Origin of the sequence: Pseudomonas putida (assembly GCF_009883635.2) — a bacterium.
GTDB lineage: Bacteria > Pseudomonadota > Gammaproteobacteria > Pseudomonadales > Pseudomonadaceae > Aquipseudomonas > Aquipseudomonas putida_W.
The window spans coordinates 649,566-671,674 of record NZ_CP026115.2 but is presented as its reverse complement, the minus strand read 5'-3'; the positions used below and the strand labels follow the sequence as shown (position 1 = coordinate 671,674).

Sequence of the window (22,109 nt, the reverse complement as noted above, 5' to 3'; positions counted from 1 at the left end):
TCGCCGTTCCCTGGGTGGTGGGTACCTGACCAGTACACTTACCAACAACTTTGCCCTGATTCGCTAGGGGCTCTTCAGTGTGAAAAAAGCCGTGAAAAGCCAACGACCTGTAAACCTAGACCTAAGGACCATCAAGCTTCCTGTCACTGCGTACACGTCCATTCTGCACCGTATCTCCGGCGTCATCCTGTTCCTCGGCCTTGCCATCATGCTTTATGCACTGGGCAAGTCGCTGGGTTCCGAGGAAGGCTTCGGTGAGGTGAAGGCGTGTCTGACCAGCCCGCTGGCCAAGTTCGTGACCTGGGGCCTGCTGTCCGCCCTGCTTTATCACCTCGTGGCAGGTGTACGCCACCTGATCATGGACATGGGCATCGGTGAGACGCTGGAAGGCGGCAAGCTGGGCTCGAAAATCGTGATCGTCATCTCCGTGGTGCTGATCGTTCTGGTGGGAGTTTGGGTATGGTAACCAATGTCACGAACCTGTCGCGTTCGGGCCTCTATGACTGGATGGCGCAGCGCGTATCGGCGGTCGTTCTCGCGGCTTACTTCATCTTCCTGATCGGCTACGTGGTCTGCCACCCAGGCATCGACTACACCCAGTGGCATGGTCTGTTCTCCAACAACGCGATGCGGATCTTCAGTCTGCTGGCCCTCGTTGCCCTGGGCGCTCACGCCTGGGTCGGCATGTGGACCATCGCCACCGACTACCTGACGCCAATGTCGTTCGGCAAGTCGGCGACTGCGATTCGTTTCCTGTTCCAGGCGGTATGCGGCGTTGCGATGTTCGCTTACTTCGTCTGGGGTGTGCAGATTCTCTGGGGTATCTGATCCATGGCTAGCATTCCAACCATTTCCTTCGACGCCATCATCATCGGTGGCGGCGGCGCCGGCATGCGCGCAGCGCTGCAGCTGGCCCAGGGCGGTCACAAGACTGCCGTAGTCACCAAGGTCTTCCCGACCCGCTCGCACACTGTATCCGCCCAGGGCGGCATCACCTGCGCCATCGCTTCGGCCGACCCGAACGACGACTGGCGCTGGCACATGTACGATACCGTCAAGGGTTCCGACTACATCGGTGACCAGGACGCTATCGAATACATGTGTCAGGAAGGCCCGGCTGCGGTCTTCGAACTGGACCACATGGGTCTGCCGTTCTCGCGTACCGAAACCGGCCGTATCTACCAGCGCCCGTTCGGTGGCCAGTCCAAGGACTTCGGTAAAGGTGGCCAGGCCGCCCGTACCTGTGCCGCTTCCGACCGTACCGGTCACGCGCTGCTGCACACCCTGTACCAGGGCAACCTGAAAGCCGGTACCACCTTTCTCAACGAGTACTACGCCGTTGACCTGGTGAAGAACCAGGAAGGCGCCTTCGTCGGTGTGATCGCGATCTGCATCGAAACCGGCGAAACCATGTACATCAAGTCCAAGGCCACCGTTCTGGCCACTGGCGGTGCGGGCCGTATCTACGCTTCCACCACCAACGCCCTGATCAACACCGGTGACGGTATCGGCATGGCCCTGCGTGCAGGCGTACCGGTGCAGGACATCGAGATGTGGCAGTTCCACCCGACCGGCATCGCCGGCGCCGGTGTACTGGTCACCGAAGGTTGCCGCGGTGAGGGTGGCTACCTGATCAACGCCCACGGCGAGCGCTTCATGGAGCGTTACGCGCCGAACGCGAAAGACCTGGCCGGCCGCGACGTGGTTGCCCGTTCCATGGTCAAGGAAATCATCGCCGGCAACGGCGTGGGCCCGAACAAGGACCACGTACTGCTGAAGCTGGACCACCTGGGCGAGGAAGTGCTGCACAGCCGCCTGCCAGGTATCTGCGAACTGTCCAAGACCTTCGCTCACGTCGACCCGGTCGTCGCACCGGTGCCGGTCGTTCCGACCTGCCACTACATGATGGGTGGCGTTGCCACCAACATCCATGGCCAGGCCATCACCATGGACGAAGAAGGCAAGGATCACATCATTCCTGGCCTGTTCGCCGTAGGTGAAGTGGCGTGCGTATCGGTACACGGCGCCAACCGCCTGGGCGGCAACTCGCTGCTCGACCTGGTGGTGTTCGGCCGTGCTGCCGGCCTGCACCTGGAGAAGGCGCTGAGCGACGGCATCGAGCATCTCGACGCCAGCGATACCGACATCGATGTTGCCCTGAGCCGCCTGAGCAAGCTCAACGAGCGCACTTCCGGTGAAGACGTTGCCAGCCTGAAGCGCGAGCTGCAGAGCTGCATGCAGAACTACTTCGGTGTATTCCGTACTGGCGAATACATGCAGAAGGGTATCGAGCAGCTGGCCGGCCTGCGCGAGCGCATCGCCAACGTCAAGATCAACGACAAGTCCCAGGCCTTCAACACCGCGCGTATCGAAGCGCTGGAGCTGCAGAACCTGCTGGAAGTTGCCGAAGCTACCGCCATTGCGGCCGAAGCCCGTAAAGAGTCCCGCGGCGCTCACGCCCGTGAAGACTTCGAAGACCGTGACGACGAAAACTGGCTGTGCCACACCCTGTACTACCCGGGTGAGAAGCGCGTCGCCAAGCGTGGCGTCAACTTTGCGCCGAAGACTGTTCCAGCCTTCGAACCAAAAGTCCGGACTTACTAAGGGTGGCTGCTATGTTGAAAGTCGAAGTTTATCGTTACAACCCGGACACCGACTCGGCGCCCAAAATGGAGTCGTTCGACGTCGATACCGGCGGCAAGGACCTGATGGTGCTGGACGTGCTGGCGCTGATCAAGGAGAAGGACGAGGGCTTTTCGTACCGTCGCTCCTGCCGTGAAGGCGTTTGCGGTTCCGATGGCATGAACATGAACGGCAAGAACGGCCTGGCCTGCATCACCCCGCTGTCGGGCGTGGTCAAGGGCAACAAGCTGGTTCTGCGTCCGCTGCCAGGCCTGCCGGTCATTCGTGACCTGGTGGTCGACATGAGCATCTTCTACAAGCAGTACGAGAAGGTGAAGCCGTTCCTGCAGAACGACACCCCGGCTCCGGCCATCGAGCGTCTGCAGTCGCCGGAAGATCGCGACAAGCTGGACGGTCTGTACGAGTGCATCCTGTGCGCTTGCTGCTCGACCTCCTGCCCGTCGTTCTGGTGGAACCCGGACAAGTTCCTGGGCCCAGCCGCCCTGCTGCAGGCCTATCGCTTCCTGGCCGACAGCCGTGACACCAAGACCCAGGAGCGCCTGGCGTCCCTGGATGACCCGTTCAGCGTATTCCGCTGCCGCGGGATCATGAACTGCGTCAACGTTTGCCCGAAGGGTCTGAACCCTACCAAGGCAATCGGTCACGTACGTAACATGCTGCTGCAAAGCGGCACCTGATACAAAGCGTTGTAACTGCAGTAAGCCGAGGTGCGGGTGGTGAGCCCGCACTGAGGTAAAACCTGAGCAAGGGCCCACAAAGCCCGCGCTCGATACCTATGAAGATATGAGACCAGCAGGGGCTTTCCGGGCTGGTACCCGGAAAATCAGCAGGATCCAAGTGGCGTGGCTCAGTCGCTTTATTCGGACTTTTCCAGGTTTGCTGTGGCTCTCGCCGATCAGTCCCCTAACCGAGGGTGACCAAGCATGCAAGAAAGCGTGATGCAGCGCATGTGGGATAGCGCCCACCTTTCAGGTGGTAACGCTGCATATGTGGAAGAGCTCTACGAGCTCTACCTGCACGACCCTAACGCTGTGCCAGAAGAGTGGCGCACTTACTTCCAGAAGTTGCCAGCCGACGGCAGCACCGCTACCGATGTATCGCACTCGACGATCCGCGACCATTTCGTACTGCTGGCAAAGAACCAGCGCCGCGCCCAACCGGTTTCCGCCGGGAGCGTGAGCACAGAACACGAGAAGAAGCAGGTTGAAGTTCTGCGACTGATCCAGGCCTATCGTATGCGCGGCCATCAGGCTGCCAAGCTCGACCCGTTGGGGTTGTGGCAGCGACCTGCGCCTGTAGACCTGTCGATCAATCACTACGGCTTGACCAATGCCGATCTTGATACGACCTTCCGTGCCGGCGACCTGTTCATCGGCAAAGAGGAGGGGAGCCTACGCGAGATCTTCGAGGCACTCCAGAAGACATATTGTCGCACCATTGGCGCCGAGTTCACCCACATCGTCGATTCCGAGCAGCGCAGCTGGTTCCAGCAGCGCCTGGAAAGCGTGCGCGGCCGTCCGGAATTCTCGGTCGACGTGCAGACGCACCTGCTCGAGCGCGTGACCGCCGGTGAAGGCCTCGAGAAGTACCTGGGCACCAAGTACCCGGGCACCAAGCGTTTCGGTCTCGAGGGCGGCGAAAGCCTGATCCCGATGCTGGACGAAATGATCCAGCGCTCCGGCTCCTACGGCACCAAGGAAGTCGTGATCGGCATGGCCCACCGTGGCCGTCTGAACGTGCTGGTCAACACCTTCGGCAAGAACCCGCGCGAGCTGTTCGACGAGTTCGAAGGCAAGAAGATGAACGAGCTGGGCTCCGGTGACGTGAAGTATCACCAGGGCTTCTCTTCGAACGTGATGACCCCGGGCGGCGAAGTTCACCTGGCCATGGCGTTCAACCCGTCCCACCTGGAAATCGTCTCGCCAGTGGTGGAAGGTTCGGTGCGCGCCCGTCAGGACCGTCGCAACGACACCGTGGGTGACAAGGTTCTGCCGATCTCGATCCACGGCGACGCTGCATTCGCCGGCCAGGGCGTGGTCATGGAAACCTTCCAGATGTCGCAGACCCGCGGTTTCAAGACCGGCGGTACCGTGCACATCGTGATCAACAACCAGGTTGGTTTCACCATCAGCAACCCGCTGGACGCACGCTCCACCGAGTACGCCACCGACGTCGCCAAGATGATTCAGGCGCCGATCCTGCACGTCAACGGTGACGATCCGGAAGCGGTGCTGTTCGTGACCCAGCTGGCCATCGATTACCGCATGCAGTTCAAGCGTGACGTGGTCATCGACCTGGTCTGCTACCGTCGCCGCGGCCACAACGAGGCCGACGAGCCGAACGGCACCCAGCCTTTGATGTACCAGCAGATCACCAAGCAGCGCACGACTCGTGAGTTGTACGCTGAGGCGCTGATCCAGGCCGGTCGCATCGATGCCGAGCGTGCTCAGGCCAAGATCGACGAATACCGCAACGCCCTGGACAACGGCCTGCACGTGGTGAAGAGCCTGGTCAAGGAGCCGAACCGCGAGCTGTTCGTCGACTGGCGTCCGTACCTGGGCCATGCCTGGACCGCGCGTCACGACACCCGCTTCGACCTCAAGACCCTGCAGGACCTCTCGGCCAAGCTGCTGGAACTGCCGGAAGGCTTCGTCGTCCAGCGCCAGGTCGCGAAGATCTACGAAGACCGCCAGAAGATGCAGGCCGGTGGCTTGCCGATCAACTGGGGTTATGCAGAGACCATGGCTTACGCCACCCTGCAGTTCGAAGGTCACCCGATCCGCATGACTGGCCAGGACATCGGCCGTGGCACCTTCTCGCACCGTCACGCGGTGCTGCACAACCAGAAGGACGCCAGCACCTACGTACCGCTGAAGAACCTGTTCCCGGGCCAGCCACGTTTCGACCTGTACGACTCCTTCCTGTCGGAAGAAGCAGTACTGGCCTTCGAATACGGCTACTCGACCACCACGCCGAACGCGCTGGTGATCTGGGAAGCCCAGTTCGGCGACTTCGCCAACGGTGCCCAGGTGGTGATCGACCAGTTCATCACCAGCGGCGAGCACAAGTGGGGCCGCCTGTGCGGTCTGACCATGCTGCTGCCACACGGTTATGAAGGGCAGGGCCCGGAGCACTCCTCCGCGCGTCTGGAGCGTTACCTGCAGCTGTGCGCCGAGCACAACATCCAGGTCTGCGTACCGACCACCCCGGCACAGATCTACCACCTGCTGCGTCGCCAGGTCATTCGCCCGCTGCGCAAGCCGCTGGTGGTCCTGACGCCGAAGTCGCTGCTGCGCCACAAGCTGGCCATCTCGACCCTGGAAGACCTGGCAGAAGGCTCGTTCCAGACCGTGATCCCGGAAATCGACAGCCTCGATCCGGCCAAGGTCGAACGCCTGGTCCTGTGCAGCGGCAAGGTCTACTACGACCTGCTGGAAAAACGCCGTGCCGAAGGCCGCGAAGACATCGCGATCCTGCGTCTGGAGCAGCTGTATCCGTTCCCTGAGGACGACCTGGTCGAAATCCTGGCGCAGTACACCAACCTCAAGCATGCGGTCTGGTGTCAGGAAGAGCCGATGAACCAGGGCGCCTGGTACAGCAGTCAGCACCACATGCGCCGTATCCTGGGCCGCCACAACAAGGCGCTGGTCCTGGAATACGCCGGCCGCGACGCTTCTGCCGCGCCAGCCTGTGGTTACGCATCGAAGCACGCCGAGCAGCAGGAAAAACTGCTGCAAGACGCCTTCACTGTTTAATGCCTTCGCGCACCTGAAACCGAATTTAAGGAAACACAGATAATGGCTATCGAGATCAAAGCCCCAACCTTCCCGGAATCGGTTGCCGATGGCACCGTTGCCACCTGGCACAAGCAGCCGGGCGATGCCGTCAAGCGTGACGAGCTGATCGTCGACATCGAGACCGACAAGGTCGTCCTGGAAGTGCTGGCCACCGCCGACGGCGTGCTGGGCGCCATCGTCAAGGGCGAGGGCGACACCGTCCTGTCCGACGAAGTGCTGGGTTCGATCGTTGAAGGTGGTGCTGCCGCCGCTGCTCCAGCTGCTGCCCCGGCCGCTGCTGCTCCGGCTGCCGCTGCTGCCGCCGACGCTGGCGAAGACGACCCGATCGCAGCTCCTGCCGCGCGCAAGCTGGCTGAAGAGAGCGGTATCGACCTGGCTACCGTTGCCGGCACTGGCAAAGGTGGTCGCATCACCAAGGAAGACGTCGTCGCCGCCGTCGCCAACAAGAAGTCGGCTCCGGCTCCGGCTGCCAAGCCTGCTGCTGCCGCTGCTGCCCCGGTTGTGGTTGCCGCTGGCGACCGCACCGAGAAGCGCGTGCCGATGACCCGCCTGCGCGCCAAGATCGCCGAGCGTCTGGTCGAAGCCCAGTCGAACATGGCCATGCTGACCACCTTCAACGAAGTCGACATGACCGAAGTCATGGCCCTGCGTTCGAAGTACAAGGACCTGTTCGAGAAGACCCACAACGGCGTACGCCTGGGCTTCATGTCGTTCTTCGTCAAGGCCGCCACCGAAGCCCTGAAGCGCTTCCCGGCGGTCAACGCCTCGATCGACGGCAACGACATCGTCTACCACGGCTTTGCCGACGTCGGCGTTGCCGTGTCGAGCGACCGTGGCCTGGTGGTGCCGGTACTGCGTAACGCCGAATCGATGAGCCTGGCTGAAATCGAAAACGGCATCGCCACCTTCGGCAAGAAGGCCCGTGACGGCAAGCTGGCCATCGAAGAAATGACCGGCGGCACCTTCACCATCACCAACGGCGGTACCTTCGGTTCGATGATGTCGACCCCGATCGTCAACCCGCCGCAGGCCGCGATTCTCGGCATGCACAACATCATCCAGCGTCCGATGGCCATCAACGGCCAAGTGGTTATCCGCCCGATGATGTACCTGGCACTGTCCTACGATCACCGCCTGATCGATGGCAAGGAAGCGGTAACCTTCCTGGTCACCATCAAGAACCTGCTGGAAGATCCGTCTCGCCTGCTGCTGGACATCTAACCCTCTGGCTGCGTACCGTGCCGGCCTTGGCTTCGCGAGAAGCCATGCCGCGCGGTCCGCGGCCTGTAGCTTGTAGCTGATAAGGAATCTTTTATGACCCAGAAATTCGACGTAGTGGTAATCGGTGCTGGTCCTGGCGGCTATGTTGCTGCCATCAAGGCCGCACAACTTGGTCTGAAGACTGCCTGTATCGAGAAGTACACCGACGCCGAGGGCAAACTGGCCCTGGGCGGCACCTGCCTGAACGTAGGTTGCATCCCGTCCAAGGCGCTGCTGGACAGCTCCTGGAAGTACAAGGAAGCCAAAGAGAGCTTCAACGTCCACGGTATCTCCACTGGTGAAGTGAAGATGGACGTCGCCGCGATGGTTGGCCGCAAGGCTGGCATCGTGAAGAACCTGACCGGTGGCGTTGCCACTTTGTTCAAGGCCAACGGCGTTACCTCTATCCAGGGCCACGGCAAGCTGCTGGCTGGCAAGAAGGTCGAAGTCACCAAGGCTGACGGCACCACCGAAGTCATCGAAGCCGAGAACGTTATCCTCGCTTCCGGCTCGCGTCCGATCGACATTCCGCCGGCTCCGGTCGACCAGAACGTCATCGTCGACTCCACCGGCGCCCTGGAATTCCAGGCCGTACCGAAGCGCCTGGGCGTGATCGGTGCTGGCGTGATCGGCCTGGAGCTGGGCTCGGTATGGGCTCGCCTGGGTGCTGAAGTCACCGTCCTGGAAGCCCTGGACACCTTCCTGATGGCTGCCGACACCGCCGTGTCGAAAGAAGCCCAGAAGACCCTGACCAAGCAAGGCCTGGACATCAAGCTGGGCGCTCGCGTCACTGGCTCGAAAGTCAATGGCAACGAAGTCGAAGTGACCTACACCAACGCCGAAGGCGAGCAGAAGATCACCTTCGACAAGCTGATCGTTGCGGTCGGCCGTCGTCCGGTGACCACCGATCTGCTGGCTGCCGACAGCGGCGTGACCATCGACGAGCGTGGCTACATCTTCGTCGATGACTACTGCGCTACCAGCGTTCCGGGCGTATACGCCATCGGTGACGTGGTGCGTGGCATGATGCTGGCGCACAAGGCCTCGGAAGAGGGCATCATGGTCGTCGAGCGCATCAAGGGCCACAAGGCTCAGATGAACTACGACCTGATCCCGTCGGTCATCTATACCCACCCGGAAATCGCGTGGGTCGGCAAGACCGAACAAGCCTTGAAGGCCGAGGGTGTTGAGGTTAACGTAGGCACCTTCCCGTTCGCGGCCAGCGGCCGTGCGATGGCAGCCAACGATACCGGTGGTTTCGTCAAGGTCATCGCCGACGCCAAGACCGACCGCGTCCTGGGTGTTCACGTGATTGGCCCATCGGCTGCCGAACTGGTACAGCAGGGCGCAATCGCAATGGAATTCGGCACCAGTGCCGAGGATCTGGGCATGATGGTCTTCAGCCATCCAACCCTGTCCGAAGCGTTGCATGAAGCAGCGCTGGCAGTGAATGGCGGCGCCATTCACGTGGCCAACCGTAAGAAGCGTTAATTATAAGAAACCACGGCGGGCTGCCCGTCGTGAGTCTTGCGTGCATGACTCACCGCGGAACGTCCGCCGGACCGGACTACACGGGAAAACCCGGGGTCAATGGTCACAGGTGGTGCGGCGCCAGTAATGGCGCAGCGCCGAAGCGCAGTACCTAACGAAGACGGTAAAAAGCATGAATCTTCACGAGTATCAGGGTAAGCAGCTGTTCGCTGAATACGGCCTGCCAGTTTCCAAGGGTTTCGCTGTCGATACCCCTGAGCAAGCTGCAGAAGCCTGCGACAAGATCGGCGGGAACGAGTGGGTAGTAAAAGCCCAGGTTCACGCGGGTGGTCGCGGTAAAGCGGGCGGCGTCAAGCTGGTTCGCAGCAAGGAAGACGCCAAGGCGTTCGCTGCACAGTGGTTGGGCAAGAATCTGGTTACCTACCAGACCGATGCCAACGGTCAACCCGTCTCCAAGATTCTGGTCGAATCCTGCACTGACATCGCCAAAGAGCTGTACCTGGGCGCTGTAGTAGATCGTTCGAGCCGCCGTATCGTGTTCATGGCTTCCACCGAAGGTGGCGTGGACATCGAGAAAGTCGCGCACGAAACGCCTGAGAAGATCCTCAAGGCTACCATCGACCCACTGGTTGGCGCTCAGCCGTTCCAGGGTCGTGAACTGGCGTTCCAGCTGGGTCTGGAAGGCAAGCAAGTTCAACAGTTCGCCAAGATCTTCGTTGGCCTGGCCAAGCTGTTCAAGGATCACGATCTGGCCCTGCTGGAAGTGAACCCGCTGGTGATCAAGGCCGACGGCGACCTGCACTGCCTCGATGCCAAGATCAACATCGACGCCAACGCCATGTACCGTCAGCCTAAGCTGAAGACCTTCCACGACCCGTCGCAGGACGACGCCCGTGAAGCCCACGCTGCCAAGTTCGAACTGAACTACGTTGCCCTCGAAGGCAACATCGGCTGCATGGTCAACGGTGCCGGCCTGGCCATGGGTACCATGGACATCGTCAACCTGCACGGCGGCAAGCCAGCCAACTTCCTCGACGTGGGCGGCGGCGCTACCAAAGAGCGCGTTACCGAAGCGTTCAAGATCATTCTGTCCGACAGCAATGTCGCGGCCGTTCTGGTCAACATCTTCGGCGGCATCGTTCGCTGCGACATGATTGCCGAAGGCATCATCGGTGCAGTGAAAGAAGTCGGCGTCAAGGTTCCGGTTGTCGTTCGCCTTGAAGGCAACAACGCTGAACTGGGCGCTAAAGTACTGGCAGAAAGCGGTTTGAACATCATTGCGGCCACCAGCCTGACCGACGCTGCTCAACAAGTTGTCAAAGCTGCGGAGGGCAAGTAATGAGCGTCCTGATCAATAAAGATACCAAAGTCATCTGCCAGGGCTTCACCGGCTCGCAGGGTACTTTCCACTCCGAACAAGCCATCGCCTACGGCACCAAGATGGTCGGCGGCGTTACTCCAGGCAAGGGTGGCACCACCCACCTGGGCCTGCCGGTGTTCAACACCGTCAAGGAAGCCGTGGAAGCTACCGGCGCTGACGCTTCGGTCATCTACGTTCCGGCTCCTTTCTGCAAGGACTCGATCCTGGAAGCGGCCTTCGGCGGCATCAAGCTGATCGTCTGCATCACCGAAGGCATTCCTACCCTGGACATGCTGGATGCCAAGGTGAAGTGCGACGAGCTGGGCGTTACCCTGATCGGCCCTAACTGCCCAGGCGTGATCACTCCGGGCGAGTGCAAGATCGGCATCATGCCAGGCCACATCCACCTGCCAGGCAAAGTCGGTATCGTTTCGCGTTCCGGCACCCTGACCTATGAAGCGGTCAAGCAGACCACCGACGCCGGCTTCGGTCAGTCGACCTGCGTTGGCATCGGCGGCGACCCGATCCCAGGCTCCAACTTCATCGACATCCTGAAGCTGTTCCAGGAAGACCCGAAGACCGAAGCGATCGTCATGATCGGTGAGATCGGCGGTTCGGCTGAAGAAGAAGCGGCGGCCTACATCAAGGCCAACGTCACCAAGCCAGTCGTTTCCTACATCGCCGGTGTTACTGCACCTGCGGGCAAGCGCATGGGCCACGCTGGCGCCATCATCTCCGGCGGCAAGGGCACTGCGGACGAGAAGTTCGCCGCGCTGCAGGACGCCGGTGTGAAGACCGTGCGTTCCCTGGCTGACATCGGCAAGGCCCTGGCCGAGCTGACCGGCTGGGAAGCCAAGAAGTAATACCTGCTACACCCCCCACGCGCACAAAGGCCACCTTCGGGTGGCCTTTGTCGATTCTGCGGTTCGGACAGTAGTTAGGTTTTTCGATGGGTTTGATAGGAATTTTCGCGCAGACGAAAGTTTCAATACGGTGATAATTCCTACTGTCCCCGGTCACACAGACGACAAACATGTACGCACATCGGACAAGCAGCACTGTATCAGTGCGTTTGCCGGGTAAAACGGTTAATCTACGCGTTCACTCTGTGCCCGTACCCCAAAAGGGAACGACACGCTAAACGGGTCTGGCCTATCAAGCCGGGCAGCATTTCCCCTCATCCAAAGGGAAATCCCCTCTCGAATCCCGATTTCAGCAGTGTGGTACTACCTTAAATGAAAGTTCTCAAAGGCCAGGATATCCTGGCGCTTGGCTTTATGACGTTTGCGCTTTTCGTAGGCGCTGGCAACATCATCTTCCCGCCTATCGTCGGTCTGCAGTCTGGCCCGCACGTATGGATGGCGGCCCTGGGCTTCCTGGTCACCGCAGTCGGCCTGCCGGTCATCACCGTGGTCGCCCTGGCCAAGGTCGGTGGCGGTATGGACGCCTTGAGCAGCCCGATCGGCAAGTTCTTCGGGGGCCTGCTGGCAGCCGTGTGCTACCTGTCGGTTGGCCCGCTGTTCGCAACGCCGCGTACCGCGACCGTATCGTTCGAAGTGGGTGTGGCACCGCTGACCGGTGAAAGCCCGACGGCGCTGTTCATCTACAGCCTGGTGTACTTCGCCGTGGTACTGGCCGTGTCCATGTACCCGGGCAAGTTGCTCGACACCGTAGGCCGCTTCCTTGCGCCGCTGAAGATCATCGCCCTGGCGGTGCTGGGCATCGCTGCCTTCGCCCTGCCGGCCGGGACCATTGGTGAAGCACAGCCGGCCTATGCCGCCGCTGCGTTCTCCAAGGGCTTCTCCGATGGCTACCTGACCATGGACACACTCGGTGCCCTGGTGTTCGGTATCGTCATCGTCAACGCCATCCGCTCGCGCGGTGTCGAGTCGCCGAAGCTGATCACCCGCTACGCCATCATCGCCGGCCTGATTGCCGGTGTCGGCCTGGCCCTGGTGTACGTCAGCCTGTTCCGCCTGGGTGCCGGCAGCCACGATATCGCCGCCGATGCCACCAACGGTGCCGCCGTTCTGCACGCCTATGTGCAGCACACCTTCGGCTCCCTGGGCAGCGGCTTCCTCGCGGTGCTGATCGCCTTGGCGTGCCTGGTGACGGCGGTGGGCCTGACCTGCGCTTGCGCCGAGTACTTCAGCCAGATTTTGCCGCTGTCGTACCGTGCTCTGGTGGTGATCCTGGCAGGCTTCTCGCTGCTGATCTCCAACCTGGGCCTGACCAAGCTGATCATGTTCTCGATCCCGGTATTGACCGCCATCTATCCGCCATGCATCGTGGTGGTGGGCCTGAGCTTCGTGAAAGACCTGTGGAATTCGCCGACCCGCATCCTCGCCCCAGTGATGCTGGTGTCGCTGGTGTTCGGTATGGTCGATGCAATCAAGGGTAGCGATATTGCCCATGTGTTGCCGGACGTACTGGCGCACCTGCCGCTGAGCGACCAAGGCCTGGCCTGGCTGGTGCCATCGGTGGTGACGCTGGTTGGCGCCGTGGCCTGCGACCGCATGCTCGGCAAACCACGCGAAGCGTTGGCCTGAGACGTTGAAGCCTGAGGGCGGCACTGGCCACAAGCCGTAGGGTGCTTGCCAAAGGTGGAGACTCGAAAGCCCCGTATCTGAAAGGATGCGGGGCTTTTTCGTTTCAGTGTGTGCCTTTTACCACTTGTAGGCGTCGAAACCCGGTCACTATTCTTTGTGCACCTGGCCCTCGGGAATCCTGCATGAACTTCATCCAAAGCAACCTCCACAACCTCCTGGCCGTCTGCTGGTTCGCCCTCTGCTGGGGCGGCTACACCCGCTATGCCATCTGGAAGGGCCGCGACACCGCGTGCCTGGCCAGCGTGCTGCACCTGTACCGGGAAGACTGGATGCGCCGCATGCTGCTGCGCGACAACCGTATCGCCGACGCCAGCGTGATCGGCAACCTGGAGCGCAATGCGTCGTTCTTCGCCTCCAGCACCCTGATCATCCTTGCTGGCATTCTCACTGTGCTGGGCGCTTCCGATCGTGCCCTGTCGCTACTCGCGGACCTGCCGCTGGTGCAGCAGGCGTCCCAGGGCATGTCGGAAATCAAGCTGCTGTGTCTGGCGGCCATATTCGTATACGCCTTCTTCACCTTCAGCTGGTGCATGCGCCAATACAACTTCGCTGCCGTACTGGTCGGGTCTGCGCCCATGATCGGCGAACGGTTGGTCAGTGAACTGGAGCGCAATGCCTTTGCCTCTCGTGCGGCGCGCGTACTGTCGCTGGCAGCCAACCAGTTCAACTTGGGCCTGCGATCTTATTACTTCGGCATGGCCATGCTCACTTGGTTCATCAGCCCGTGGCTGTTCATGGTCGTGAGTGTGGGGGTGGTGCTGATTCTGTATCGCCGTGAGTTCCATTCCGATGTGTTGGACGTCATGGTCTTCACACCCACTGAAAGTGCGCCGACCGAAGTGCCCAGGGAAAGTTCAACCATTAATAACTGAAACGTTTAATCCATTAAGTGCAGGCACAAAAAAACCCGACAATGTCGGGTTTTTTTGTTTCCGCCAATTACTGCTTGGCAGGTTCGGCAGGCGCGGTAGTCGGTGCCGGAGTAGTCGGGGCGGCCTCTTCGGCAGCCTTCTGCTCGGCTTCGGCCTGATCTTTGGCGGCTTCGGCGTTTTCCTTGGCAGCGTCGTTCATCTTATCCTGAGCATCACCCATCTTTTCCTGGGCTTGTTCACGATGTTCTTGTGCGTCCTGGGCTTTGTCTTCGCTCGCTTTATCGCAAGCAGCCAGGCCCATGGCAGCAGCCAGCATCAGAGCAAAAGCAAAAGGTTTACGCATGGGGGTGTTTCCTCTTGGTGAATAACTGAGTTGTTCCTTCGAGTTCAGCGATGCGGGATAAGTTCCGTACTTTTTGCAGATATATAACACCGCGTTCCATATAGACTTTTTACTGCTTTTATGCCGCAACGGCAGTGATCACGGAAACTGCATATGAACGATTCAAGCTTGCAAGCCATGGCCGAACGCTTTCTTTCAGCATTGAAGCATTGCCAGTTGTTACAGATGCGTGTGGCCCATGCCGACAGTGACGGCATGACCCTGGTGCTGCCCTGGTCGGCGTCGATTGTCGGCAACCCGCAGACCGGCGCGGTGCATGGCGGCGCCTTGACCACGCTGATGGATACCACCTGCGGCATGGCCACCCTCTGTGTGCTGCCGCGCTTCGAGGTGTGTCCGACTCTGGATTTGCGCATTGATTACATGCACCCGGCCGAGGCCGGCAAGCCCATTTACGGTCATGCCCAGTGCTACCGGGTCACCCGTGATGTGATCTTCACCCGCGGCGCTGCCTATCAGGACGACCCTGAACAGCCGATTTGCCAGGTAGTCGGCACCTTCATGCGCCTGGGCCAGGACATCAAGGGCGGCATACGCTTCGGCAACAGCCTTAAGGAGGGCGGGGCATGATCCCTGAAGACGTTCGCCTGCAGTTGAACGCGGCCCATGCGGTCGGCGACTACGGCCCCTTGTTGGCCTTGATCCCCTACGCCGGCCTGATCGGCATCGAGTGCCAGCGCCAGGGGGACGACCTGCTGTTCCGCCTGCCTGCCAGCCAGGACAACATCGGTAACCCATTGCTGCCGGCCATCCATGGTGGCGTCATCGCCGGCTTCATGGAGCTTTCCGCGGCCCTGTACCTGCTGATCTACAGCGAGAGCGCGAGCATTCCGAAAATCATCGATTTCTCCATCGACTACCTGCGCGCGGGGCATTTTCGCGACACCTACGCCCAGTGCCAGCTTTGGCGCCAGGGGCGGCGGGTGACCAACGTGGCCATCACCGCCTGGCAGGCTGACCGACAGTCGCCGATCGCCACCGCCCGCGCGCATTTCAAGATCGAACCGGAAAAGCCCTTGAAATCGTCCGGGCAGACCCCATCTGCATGACATCCGCCGTTAAAGCAGGCCATGTCGGCCGGCAGGCGCTACTGCCATCAGATCGGAGTTTTGAAGACCATGAGTGTTGAGACTCAAAAGGAAACACTAGGCTTCCAGACCGAGGTAAAGCAGCTGCTGCACCTCATGATTCACTCCTTGTATTCGAACAAGGAAATCTTCCTGCGTGAACTGATCTCCAACGCCTCCGACGCCGCCGACAAGCTGCGCTTCGAGGCCCTGGCCAAGCCAGAGCTGCTTGAAGGCGACGCCGACCTGAAGATCCGCCTGAGCTTCGACAAGGACGCCGGTACCGTCACCCTCGAGGACAACGGCATCGGCATGAGCCGCGAAGATGTCATCGCCCACCTGGGCACCATCGCCAAGTCCGGCACCGCCGACTTCATGAAGAACCTCACCGGTGACCAGAAGAAGGATTCGCACCTGATCGGTCAGTTCGGCGTGGGCTTCTATTCGGCCTTCATCGTTGCCGACAAGGTCGATGTCTACAGCCGCCGTGCCGGCCAGCCAGCTGCCGAAGGCGTGCACTGGTCGTCGAAGGGCGAGGGTGAGTTCGAAGTCGCCACCATCGACAAGCCGCAGCGTGGCACCCGCATCGTCCTGCACCTGAAGAAGGACGAGCAGGAGTTCGCCGATGGCTGGCGCCTGCGCAACGTGGTCAAGAAGTACTCCGACCACATTGCCCTGCCGATCGAACTGCCCAAGGAGCAGGCCGAAGCCGCCGAAGGTGAAGAAAAGCCAGCGCAGGAATGGGAAACCGTCAACCGCGCCAGCGCCCTGTGGACCCGTTCGCGCTCCGAGGTGAAGGACGAGGAATACCAGGAGTTCTACAAGCACATCGGCCATGACTTCGAGAACCCGCTGGCCTGGAGCCACAACAAGGTCGAAGGCAAGCTCGAATACAACTCGCTGCTGTACGTGCCGGCCCGTGCACCGTTCGACCTGTACCAGCGCGAAGCGCCGCGCGGCCTGAAGCTGTATGTTCAGCGCGTGTTCATCATGGACCAGGCCGAGTCGTTCCTGCCGCTGTACCTGCGCTTCATCAAAGGTGTGGTCGACTCCAACGACCTGTCGCTGAACGTCTCCCGCGAGATCCTGCAGAAAGACCCGATCATCGACTCGATGAAGACCGCGCTGACCAAGCGCGTGCTGGACATGCTGGAGAAGCTGGCGAAGAACGAGCCTGAGCAATACAAGGGCTTCTGGAAAAACTTTGGCCAGGTGCTGAAGGAAGGCCCGGCTGAAGACTTCGCCAACAAGGAAAAGATCGCCGGCCTGCTGCGCTTCGCCTCCACCCAGGACGACAGCGGCGAGCAGAGCGTTGCCCTGGCTGACTACCTGGCACGCGCCAAGGAAGGCCAGGACAAGATCTACTACCTCACTGGCGAGTCCTACGCGCAGGTCAAGAACAGCCCGCACCTGGAAGTCTTCCGCAAGAAAGGCATCGAGGTTCTGCTGCTGACCGACCGTATCGACGAGTGGCTGATGAGCTACCTCAACGAGTTCGATGGCAAGGCATTCGTCGACGTTGCCCGTGGCGACCTGGACCTCGGCAAGCTGGACTCGGAAGAGGACAAGAAAGCCCAGGAAGAAGTGGCCAAGGACAAGGAAGGCCTGGTCGAGCGCCTGAAAGGTGCCTTGGGTGACAGCGTCGCCGAAGTGCGCGTGTCGCACCGCCTGACCGACTCGCCGGCGATCCTCGCCATCGGCGAGCAGGACCTGGGCCTGCAGATGCGCCAGATTCTCGAAGCCAGCGGCCAGAAGGTGCCGGAATCGAAACCGATCTTCGAGTTCAACCCGACTCACCCGTTGATCGAGAAGCTGGACAACGAGCAGAGCGAAGACCGCTTCGCCGAACTGTCGCACATCCTCTTCGATCAGGCCGCGCTGGCGGCCGGTGACAGCCTGAAGGATCCGGCGGCTTACGTTCGTCGCCTGAACAAGCTGCTGGTCGAGCTATCTGCTTGAGTTGATGCACAGGAAAGCCCGCTTCGGCGGGCTTTTTCATAGTGAGTGCCTAAGGAGTGCTTGATGAGCAAGGTAATCGTCGAATCGCTGGTCTATCACCTGTCCGGCAAGACCTATGAAAGCCGCCTGGTCTACGAACCAGGTGCGCTGGGCCGTCCCGGTCTGGTGATGGCGCCGAACTGGATGGGCATTGGCGAAGGCGCCGAGCGCATCGCCAAGGAAGTGGCCGAGAAGGGCTATGTGGTACTGATTGCCGACCTGTATGGGCGGTCGGTGCGTCCGTCCAATGCCGATGAGGCAGGGGCGGCGATGATGCCGCTGAAGAATGACCGTGGCGAGCTGCGCAAGCGCATGCAGGAAGCCTTGGCGCAACTGCTGGGCCAATCCAAGGCCCTGCTGGAGCCGGGCAAGGTGGCTACCTTCGGTTTCTGCTTCGGTGGCTGCTGTGCCCTGGAGCTGGCCCGTACCGGGGCAGACCTGAAAGCGGCGGTGTCGTTCCACGGCACACTGGACACTCCGAACCCGGAAGATGCCAAGCGTATCAAGGGCTCGGTGCTGGTACTGCACGGCGCTTCCGACCCATTGGTGCCGAAGGAGCAATTGCCGGCGTTCGAAGACGAAATGAACGCCGCCAAGGTGGACTGGCAGCTGCTGAGCTACGGTGGCGCAGTGCATTCGTTCACTGACCCGAATGCCAATGTGCCGGGCAAGATGCAGTACGACCGCCGTACTTCGGAGCGGGCGTTCCGTTCGATGCACAATCTGCTCAGCGAAGTGTTCCAGCGCTGATATGGCAGGGGCTGCATGGCAGCCCCAGTTCAGCGTGGCAACTCAATTCTTGAAATTTCCCCAGGCACTGTCGGCCAATCCCCGGCGGCCCACTTGGCCCGGGCCTGCTCGATCAGCTCCCCGTCACTGGCCACAAAATTCCAGTTCATTCGCCGCGGTCCATCCAGCGGGTCCCCGCCAATCAGCACCAGCTGGCATTCTTCCTCGGCATCCAGCGTGAGCGCTTCCCCCTCCGGCAGCACGACCAGGCTGCAGGCCTCGACCGGTTCGCCGTCCATGAACAGTTCGCCGTCAAGCAGATACAACGCACGTTGCACATGTTCGTCAGGTACCACCAGCGTGGTAGCCGGCTGCATCAGCACATGTGCATAGAGGGTAGGGGAGAGCACCGGCACCGGTGACTCCAGGCAGAACCCACTGCCAGCAATCATGCAGATGCGCACGCCCAGGTTGTCACTGATCGGCAAGCTCGCCGCCGGATGATGGCTATAGCTCGGCTCGCCCTGTTCGTGCGCCTTTGGCGAGGCCAGCCACACCTGCAACCCGTGCAAGCGTGAGCCGTGGGCCAAGGCGTCCGCAGGCGTGCGCTCGACATGTGCGACACCTTTGCCGGCGGTCATCCAGCTCACATCACCCGGCAGCACGCGCTGCTCCGAGCCGAGGCTATCCTTGTGCAGGATCGCGCCTTCGAACAGGTAGGTGAGGGTAGAGAGGCCGATATGCGGGTGCTGGCGGATATCCATGCCATGGCCCGGTGCGTAGTCGGTCTCGAGCATATGGTCGAAGAACACGAACGGGCCGACGCTGCGGCACTTGGCCGAGGGCAGCGGGCGCAGGATCGACTGGCCCTCGACCGATTCGGCGCGTGGGCGGATGATCAGGGGGCTGCTCATGATGGGCTCCAGGCGAGGTGGAAATGCCCCAAGCATAGCGGTTTGCCGGGCAATGCTGAACCGTTGCGCAGGTTGCCTGGTCTACCCAGTTGATGCCCGGAGAAGGAAGCCGTTGATGATTGCCAGAGCACTGGCCTGCATGTTGCTGTCTGGCTGGCTATGCCAGTCGGCGCAGGCCCGCGACTATCTTTACAGCGATGCCCATCTGCACTACGTGGACTTCTTTCAGGAGAGCGAAGGCATGCCGGCGCTGATCGAGGCCATGGATCAGGCCGGGGTCGAGCACTCGATGATCTCCGGTATCCCGGTGGCCAAGAAATGGCATGAAGATGAGCCCAAGCGCCCGCGCTACTACGCCGGTGACGACGCCGACGCCTATTGGTATAGCGCCACCGATACCTATGTCGCTGCCGCGCTGGCAACGTTGCCGGTGGAGCAGCGAAAACGTTTCCATCCGTTTCTGAGCGGATTCAATCCGGTAGACAAGAATGCCGTCAGCCATATCGAACGCATGCTCGAACTCAACCCGGGGCTGTGGCAGGGGATCGGTGAAGTCTTCACGCGCCATGACGACCTGACCGCGCTCACCAGTGGCGATACACCGCGGGCCAACAACGAAGCGATGACCCGCATTTACCACTTGGCGGCGGAGCGCGACATGCCGGTGTTGCTGCACTCGAACATCACCTCCAAGCGAGAGCGCAATCCGCTGTACCTGGCGGAGATCGAAGAGCCGCTGCGCAATCATCCGCACACCCGCTTCATTTGGGCGCACGCGGGGAGCAGCGCGGAGATCCATCGACACCAGACCCGCATGGACTTTCTTCTGCCGGTGCTGACGCGGTTGCTGGCGGACTATCCGAACCTGTATGTGGATTTGTCGTGGAGTGTGCTGCAGCCGTATCTGCTGGACGAGCAGGGCGTGCCGCGCAAGGAATGGGTCGCGCTGGTCGGCCAGTATCCAGACCGGTTCATGCTGGGTTCGGATGTGGTGGGGCGGTTTGGCAGCCTGGGCGAGCAGATGCACGGGTTCAGACCGTTTCTGGATGCCTTGCCTGAAGAGGTGGCCAACAAGGTGGCCAAGGATAACTTCCTGGCTGTGTTGCCCAAGGAGAAGTAGAGGCCCTGACAGGCCACGCAAATGAAAACGCCCCGAACCAGTCGGGGCGTTTTCAGTTACCGCAGCAGCGTCTTACTTGCCAGTCCAGCGCTTGAGCACCAGAGTGGCGTTGGTGCCGCCGAAGCCGAAGCTGTTGCTCATGACCGTGTCGATCTTGGCGTTTTCTTCGGTCTTGCGCAGTACCGGCAGGTCGGCAACTTCAGGGTCCAGCTCGTCAATGTTGGCGGAGCCGGCGATGAAGTTGTTTTCCATCATCAGCAGGCAGTAGATCGCCTCGTGCACACCGGCGGCACCCAGCGAGTGGCCCGACAGGCTCTTGGTCGAGCTGATTTTCGGTGCCTTGTCGCCGAACACTTCACGCACGCCCTTCATTTCGGCGACGTCGCCGACCGGGGTGGAAGTGCCGTGGGTGTTCAGGTAGTCGATCGGGGTGTCGACGGTGGACAGCGCCTGCTGCATGCAACGGATGGCGCCTTCGCCGCTTGGCGCGACCATGTCGTAGCCGTCGGAAGTTGCACCGTAGCCGACGATTTCGGCGTAGATCTTGGCGCCGCGGGCCAGAGCGTGTTCCAGCTCCTCGACCACGACCATGCCGCCGCCACCAGCGATGACGAAGCCGTCACGGTCGGCGTCGTAGGCGCGCGAAGCCAGTTCCGGGGTTTCGTTGCGCTTGGTCGACAGTGCGCCCATGGCATCGAACAGGAACGACTGGCTCCAGTGCTCTTCTTCACCGCCACCGGCGAAGACGATGTCCTGCTTGCCCCACTGGATCTGCTCCAGGGCGGTGCCGATGCAGTGTGCGGAAGTGGCGCAAGCCGACGAGATCGAGTAGTTGATGCCCTTGATCTTGAACGGGGTGGCCAGGCACGCCGAAACGGTGCTACCCATGGTGCGGGTGACGCGGTATGGGCCGACGCGCTTGACGCCTTTCTCGCGCAGGGTATCCAGCGCTTCCATCTGGTTCAGGGTCGAGGCGCCGCCGGAGCCGGCAACCAGGCCAGTGCGCGGGTTGGAAACCTGCTCTTCGGTCAGGCCCGAGTCCTTGATCGCGTCCTGCATCGCCAGGTAGGCGTAGGCAGCGGCGTGGCCGACGAAGCGGTAGACCTTGCGGTCGATCAGTTCTTCGAGGTTGAGGTCGATGGAGCCGGAAACCTGGCTACGCAGCCCCTGTTCCTTGTATTCCGGGTTGTAACGGATACCCGGACGGCTGTTGCGCAGGTTTTCGGTGACGGTAGCTTTGTCATTGCCCAGGCACGATACGATGCCCAGACCAGTGATAACGACGCGGCGCATGCGAATAACCCTTAGAAATTGTCAGTGGAGGTGAACACGCCGACCCGCAGGGCTTCGGCAGTGTAGATCTCGCGGCCATCAACGCTGACCGAGCCATCGGCGATGGCCATGTTCAGCTTGCCCTTCAGGACGCGCTTGATGTGAATGTTGTAGGTGACTTTCTTGGCGGTCGGCAGTACCTGGCCGAAGAATTTCACTTCGCCCGAACCCAGCGCGCGGCCACGGCCCGGCAGGCCTTGCCAGCCGAGGAAGAAGCCGACCAGCTGCCACATGGCATCGAGGCCCAGGCAGCCCGGCATCACCGGGTCGCCTTCGAAGTGGCAGGCAAAGAACCACAGGTCCGGGGTGATATCCAGCTCGGCGACCAATTCACCTTTGCCGTACTTGCCGCCTTCTTCGCTGATATGGGTGATGCGATCGACCATCAGCATGTTCGGCGCGGGCAGTTGCGCATTACCTGGGCCGAACAGCTCACCGCGACTGCAGCGCAGCAGGTCTTCCCGAGTAAAGGCGTGTTGTTTGGTCATGCGAGCTCCTCAATAACCCCCTGTGG

At 61.1% G+C, this 22,109-nt stretch carries 20 protein-coding genes; 16 read left to right on the top strand and 4 right to left on the bottom strand.

Going from position 1 to position 22,109, the window contains the following annotated elements; all coding sequences use genetic code 11:
• Nucleotides 1-79 precede the first annotated feature (79 nt).
• The 11 genes from sdhC (at nucleotide 80) to C2H86_RS03065 (ending at nucleotide 14,032) form a co-directional block, all read left to right on the top strand.
• Nucleotides 80-466 (top strand): succinate dehydrogenase, cytochrome b556 subunit, encoded by a 387-nt coding sequence (sdhC, locus tag C2H86_RS03115; protein WP_012315350.1) that lies wholly within the window; start codon nucleotides 80-82, stop codon nucleotides 464-466.
• A complete protein-coding gene (gene sdhD, locus C2H86_RS03110) occupies nucleotides 460-828 on the top strand; it encodes a succinate dehydrogenase, hydrophobic membrane anchor protein (protein WP_027921320.1) in 369 nt (122 codons plus the stop codon). The genes sdhC and sdhD overlap by 7 nt, the downstream gene beginning before the upstream one ends.
• A 3-nt stretch (nucleotides 829-831) precedes the next feature.
• Nucleotides 832-2,604, top strand: coding sequence for a succinate dehydrogenase flavoprotein subunit (gene sdhA / locus C2H86_RS03105; protein WP_159411395.1), 1,773 nt, complete (start codon nucleotides 832-834; stop codon nucleotides 2,602-2,604).
• Between the two features lie 11 nt (nucleotides 2,605-2,615).
• On the top strand, nucleotides 2,616-3,320 hold the full coding sequence (locus C2H86_RS03100; RefSeq protein WP_012315348.1) for a succinate dehydrogenase iron-sulfur subunit: 705 nt from the start codon (nucleotides 2,616-2,618) through the stop codon (nucleotides 3,318-3,320).
• Nucleotides 3,321-3,566: 246 nt separating this feature from the next.
• Nucleotides 3,567-6,398: a 2-oxoglutarate dehydrogenase E1 component gene (locus C2H86_RS03095; RefSeq protein WP_159411394.1), complete on the top strand. Its 2,832-nt coding sequence runs from the start codon at nucleotides 3,567-3,569 to the stop codon at nucleotides 6,396-6,398.
• 42 nt (nucleotides 6,399-6,440) lie between these two features.
• Nucleotides 6,441-7,661, top strand: a complete 1,221-nt coding sequence (odhB, locus tag C2H86_RS03090; protein ID WP_103446609.1) for a 2-oxoglutarate dehydrogenase complex dihydrolipoyllysine-residue succinyltransferase — start codon at nucleotides 6,441-6,443, stop codon at nucleotides 7,659-7,661.
• Nucleotides 7,662-7,754: 93 nt separating this feature from the next.
• Nucleotides 7,755-9,191, top strand: coding sequence for a dihydrolipoyl dehydrogenase (lpdA, locus tag C2H86_RS03085; RefSeq protein WP_003254207.1), 1,437 nt, complete (start codon nucleotides 7,755-7,757; stop codon nucleotides 9,189-9,191).
• A gap of 172 nt (nucleotides 9,192-9,363) precedes the next feature.
• On the top strand, nucleotides 9,364-10,530 hold the full coding sequence (sucC, locus tag C2H86_RS03080; RefSeq protein WP_003254205.1) for an ADP-forming succinate--CoA ligase subunit beta: 1,167 nt from the start codon (nucleotides 9,364-9,366) through the stop codon (nucleotides 10,528-10,530).
• Entirely contained in the window at nucleotides 10,530-11,414 is an 885-nt protein-coding gene (gene sucD, locus C2H86_RS03075) for a succinate--CoA ligase subunit alpha (RefSeq protein WP_016393102.1), read from the top strand. The genes sucC and sucD overlap by 1 nt, the downstream gene beginning before the upstream one ends.
• A 372-nt stretch (nucleotides 11,415-11,786) precedes the next feature.
• On the top strand, nucleotides 11,787-13,100 hold the full coding sequence (gene brnQ / locus C2H86_RS03070) for a branched-chain amino acid transport system II carrier protein (RefSeq protein ID WP_159411393.1): 1,314 nt from the start codon (nucleotides 11,787-11,789) through the stop codon (nucleotides 13,098-13,100).
• Nucleotides 13,101-13,282: 182 nt separating this feature from the next.
• Nucleotides 13,283-14,032, top strand: coding sequence for a DUF599 domain-containing protein (locus tag C2H86_RS03065; RefSeq protein ID WP_159411392.1), 750 nt, complete (start codon nucleotides 13,283-13,285; stop codon nucleotides 14,030-14,032).
• Nucleotides 14,033-14,099: 67 nt separating this feature from the next.
• Here the strand turns inward: C2H86_RS03065 and C2H86_RS03060 are convergent, their stop codons facing one another.
• Complete coding sequence (locus C2H86_RS03060) at nucleotides 14,100-14,375, bottom strand: hypothetical protein (RefSeq protein ID WP_060512806.1); 276 nt, start codon at nucleotides 14,373-14,375, stop codon at nucleotides 14,100-14,102.
• A 153-nt stretch (nucleotides 14,376-14,528) separates the two neighbouring features.
• Between C2H86_RS03060 and C2H86_RS03055 the strand changes: the two genes are divergently transcribed.
• The 4 genes from C2H86_RS03055 (at nucleotide 14,529) to C2H86_RS03040 (ending at nucleotide 18,250) form a co-directional block, all read left to right on the top strand.
• Entirely contained in the window at nucleotides 14,529-15,005 is a 477-nt protein-coding gene (locus C2H86_RS03055; protein WP_159411391.1) for a PaaI family thioesterase, read from the top strand.
• On the top strand, nucleotides 15,002-15,484 hold the full coding sequence (locus tag C2H86_RS03050; RefSeq protein ID WP_159411390.1) for a PaaI family thioesterase: 483 nt from the start codon (nucleotides 15,002-15,004) through the stop codon (nucleotides 15,482-15,484). Before C2H86_RS03055 ends, C2H86_RS03050 begins: the two co-directional genes overlap by 4 nt.
• 69 nt (nucleotides 15,485-15,553) lie before the next feature.
• Nucleotides 15,554-17,461 carry a molecular chaperone HtpG gene (gene htpG / locus C2H86_RS03045; protein WP_159411389.1) on the top strand — a complete coding sequence of 636 codons (1,908 nt, stop codon included), beginning with the start codon at nucleotides 15,554-15,556 and terminating at the stop codon, nucleotides 17,459-17,461.
• A gap of 63 nt (nucleotides 17,462-17,524) precedes the next feature.
• Entirely contained in the window at nucleotides 17,525-18,250 is a 726-nt protein-coding gene (locus C2H86_RS03040; protein ID WP_159411388.1) for a dienelactone hydrolase family protein, read from the top strand.
• 29 nt (nucleotides 18,251-18,279) lie between these two features.
• On the opposite strand, the gene C2H86_RS03035 is transcribed toward C2H86_RS03040, so the two are convergent.
• On the bottom strand, nucleotides 18,280-19,143 hold the full coding sequence (locus C2H86_RS03035) for a pirin family protein (RefSeq protein ID WP_159411387.1): 864 nt from the start codon (nucleotides 19,141-19,143) through the stop codon (nucleotides 18,280-18,282).
• A 115-nt stretch (nucleotides 19,144-19,258) separates the two neighbouring features.
• Between C2H86_RS03035 and C2H86_RS03030 the strand changes: the two genes are divergently transcribed.
• Nucleotides 19,259-20,263, top strand: coding sequence for an amidohydrolase family protein (locus C2H86_RS03030; RefSeq protein ID WP_159411386.1), 1,005 nt, complete (start codon nucleotides 19,259-19,261; stop codon nucleotides 20,261-20,263).
• 72 nt (nucleotides 20,264-20,335) lie between these two features.
• Here the strand turns inward: C2H86_RS03030 and fabB are convergent, their stop codons facing one another.
• Together fabB and fabA are read right to left on the bottom strand one after the other, a co-directional pair.
• Entirely contained in the window at nucleotides 20,336-21,556 is a 1,221-nt protein-coding gene (gene fabB / locus C2H86_RS03025; protein WP_159411385.1) for a beta-ketoacyl-ACP synthase I, read from the bottom strand.
• Between the two features lie 11 nt (nucleotides 21,557-21,567).
• A complete protein-coding gene (gene fabA / locus C2H86_RS03020) occupies nucleotides 21,568-22,083 on the bottom strand; it encodes a 3-hydroxyacyl-[acyl-carrier-protein] dehydratase FabA (RefSeq protein WP_012315334.1) in 516 nt (171 codons plus the stop codon).
• Nucleotides 22,084-22,109 lie beyond the last annotated feature (26 nt).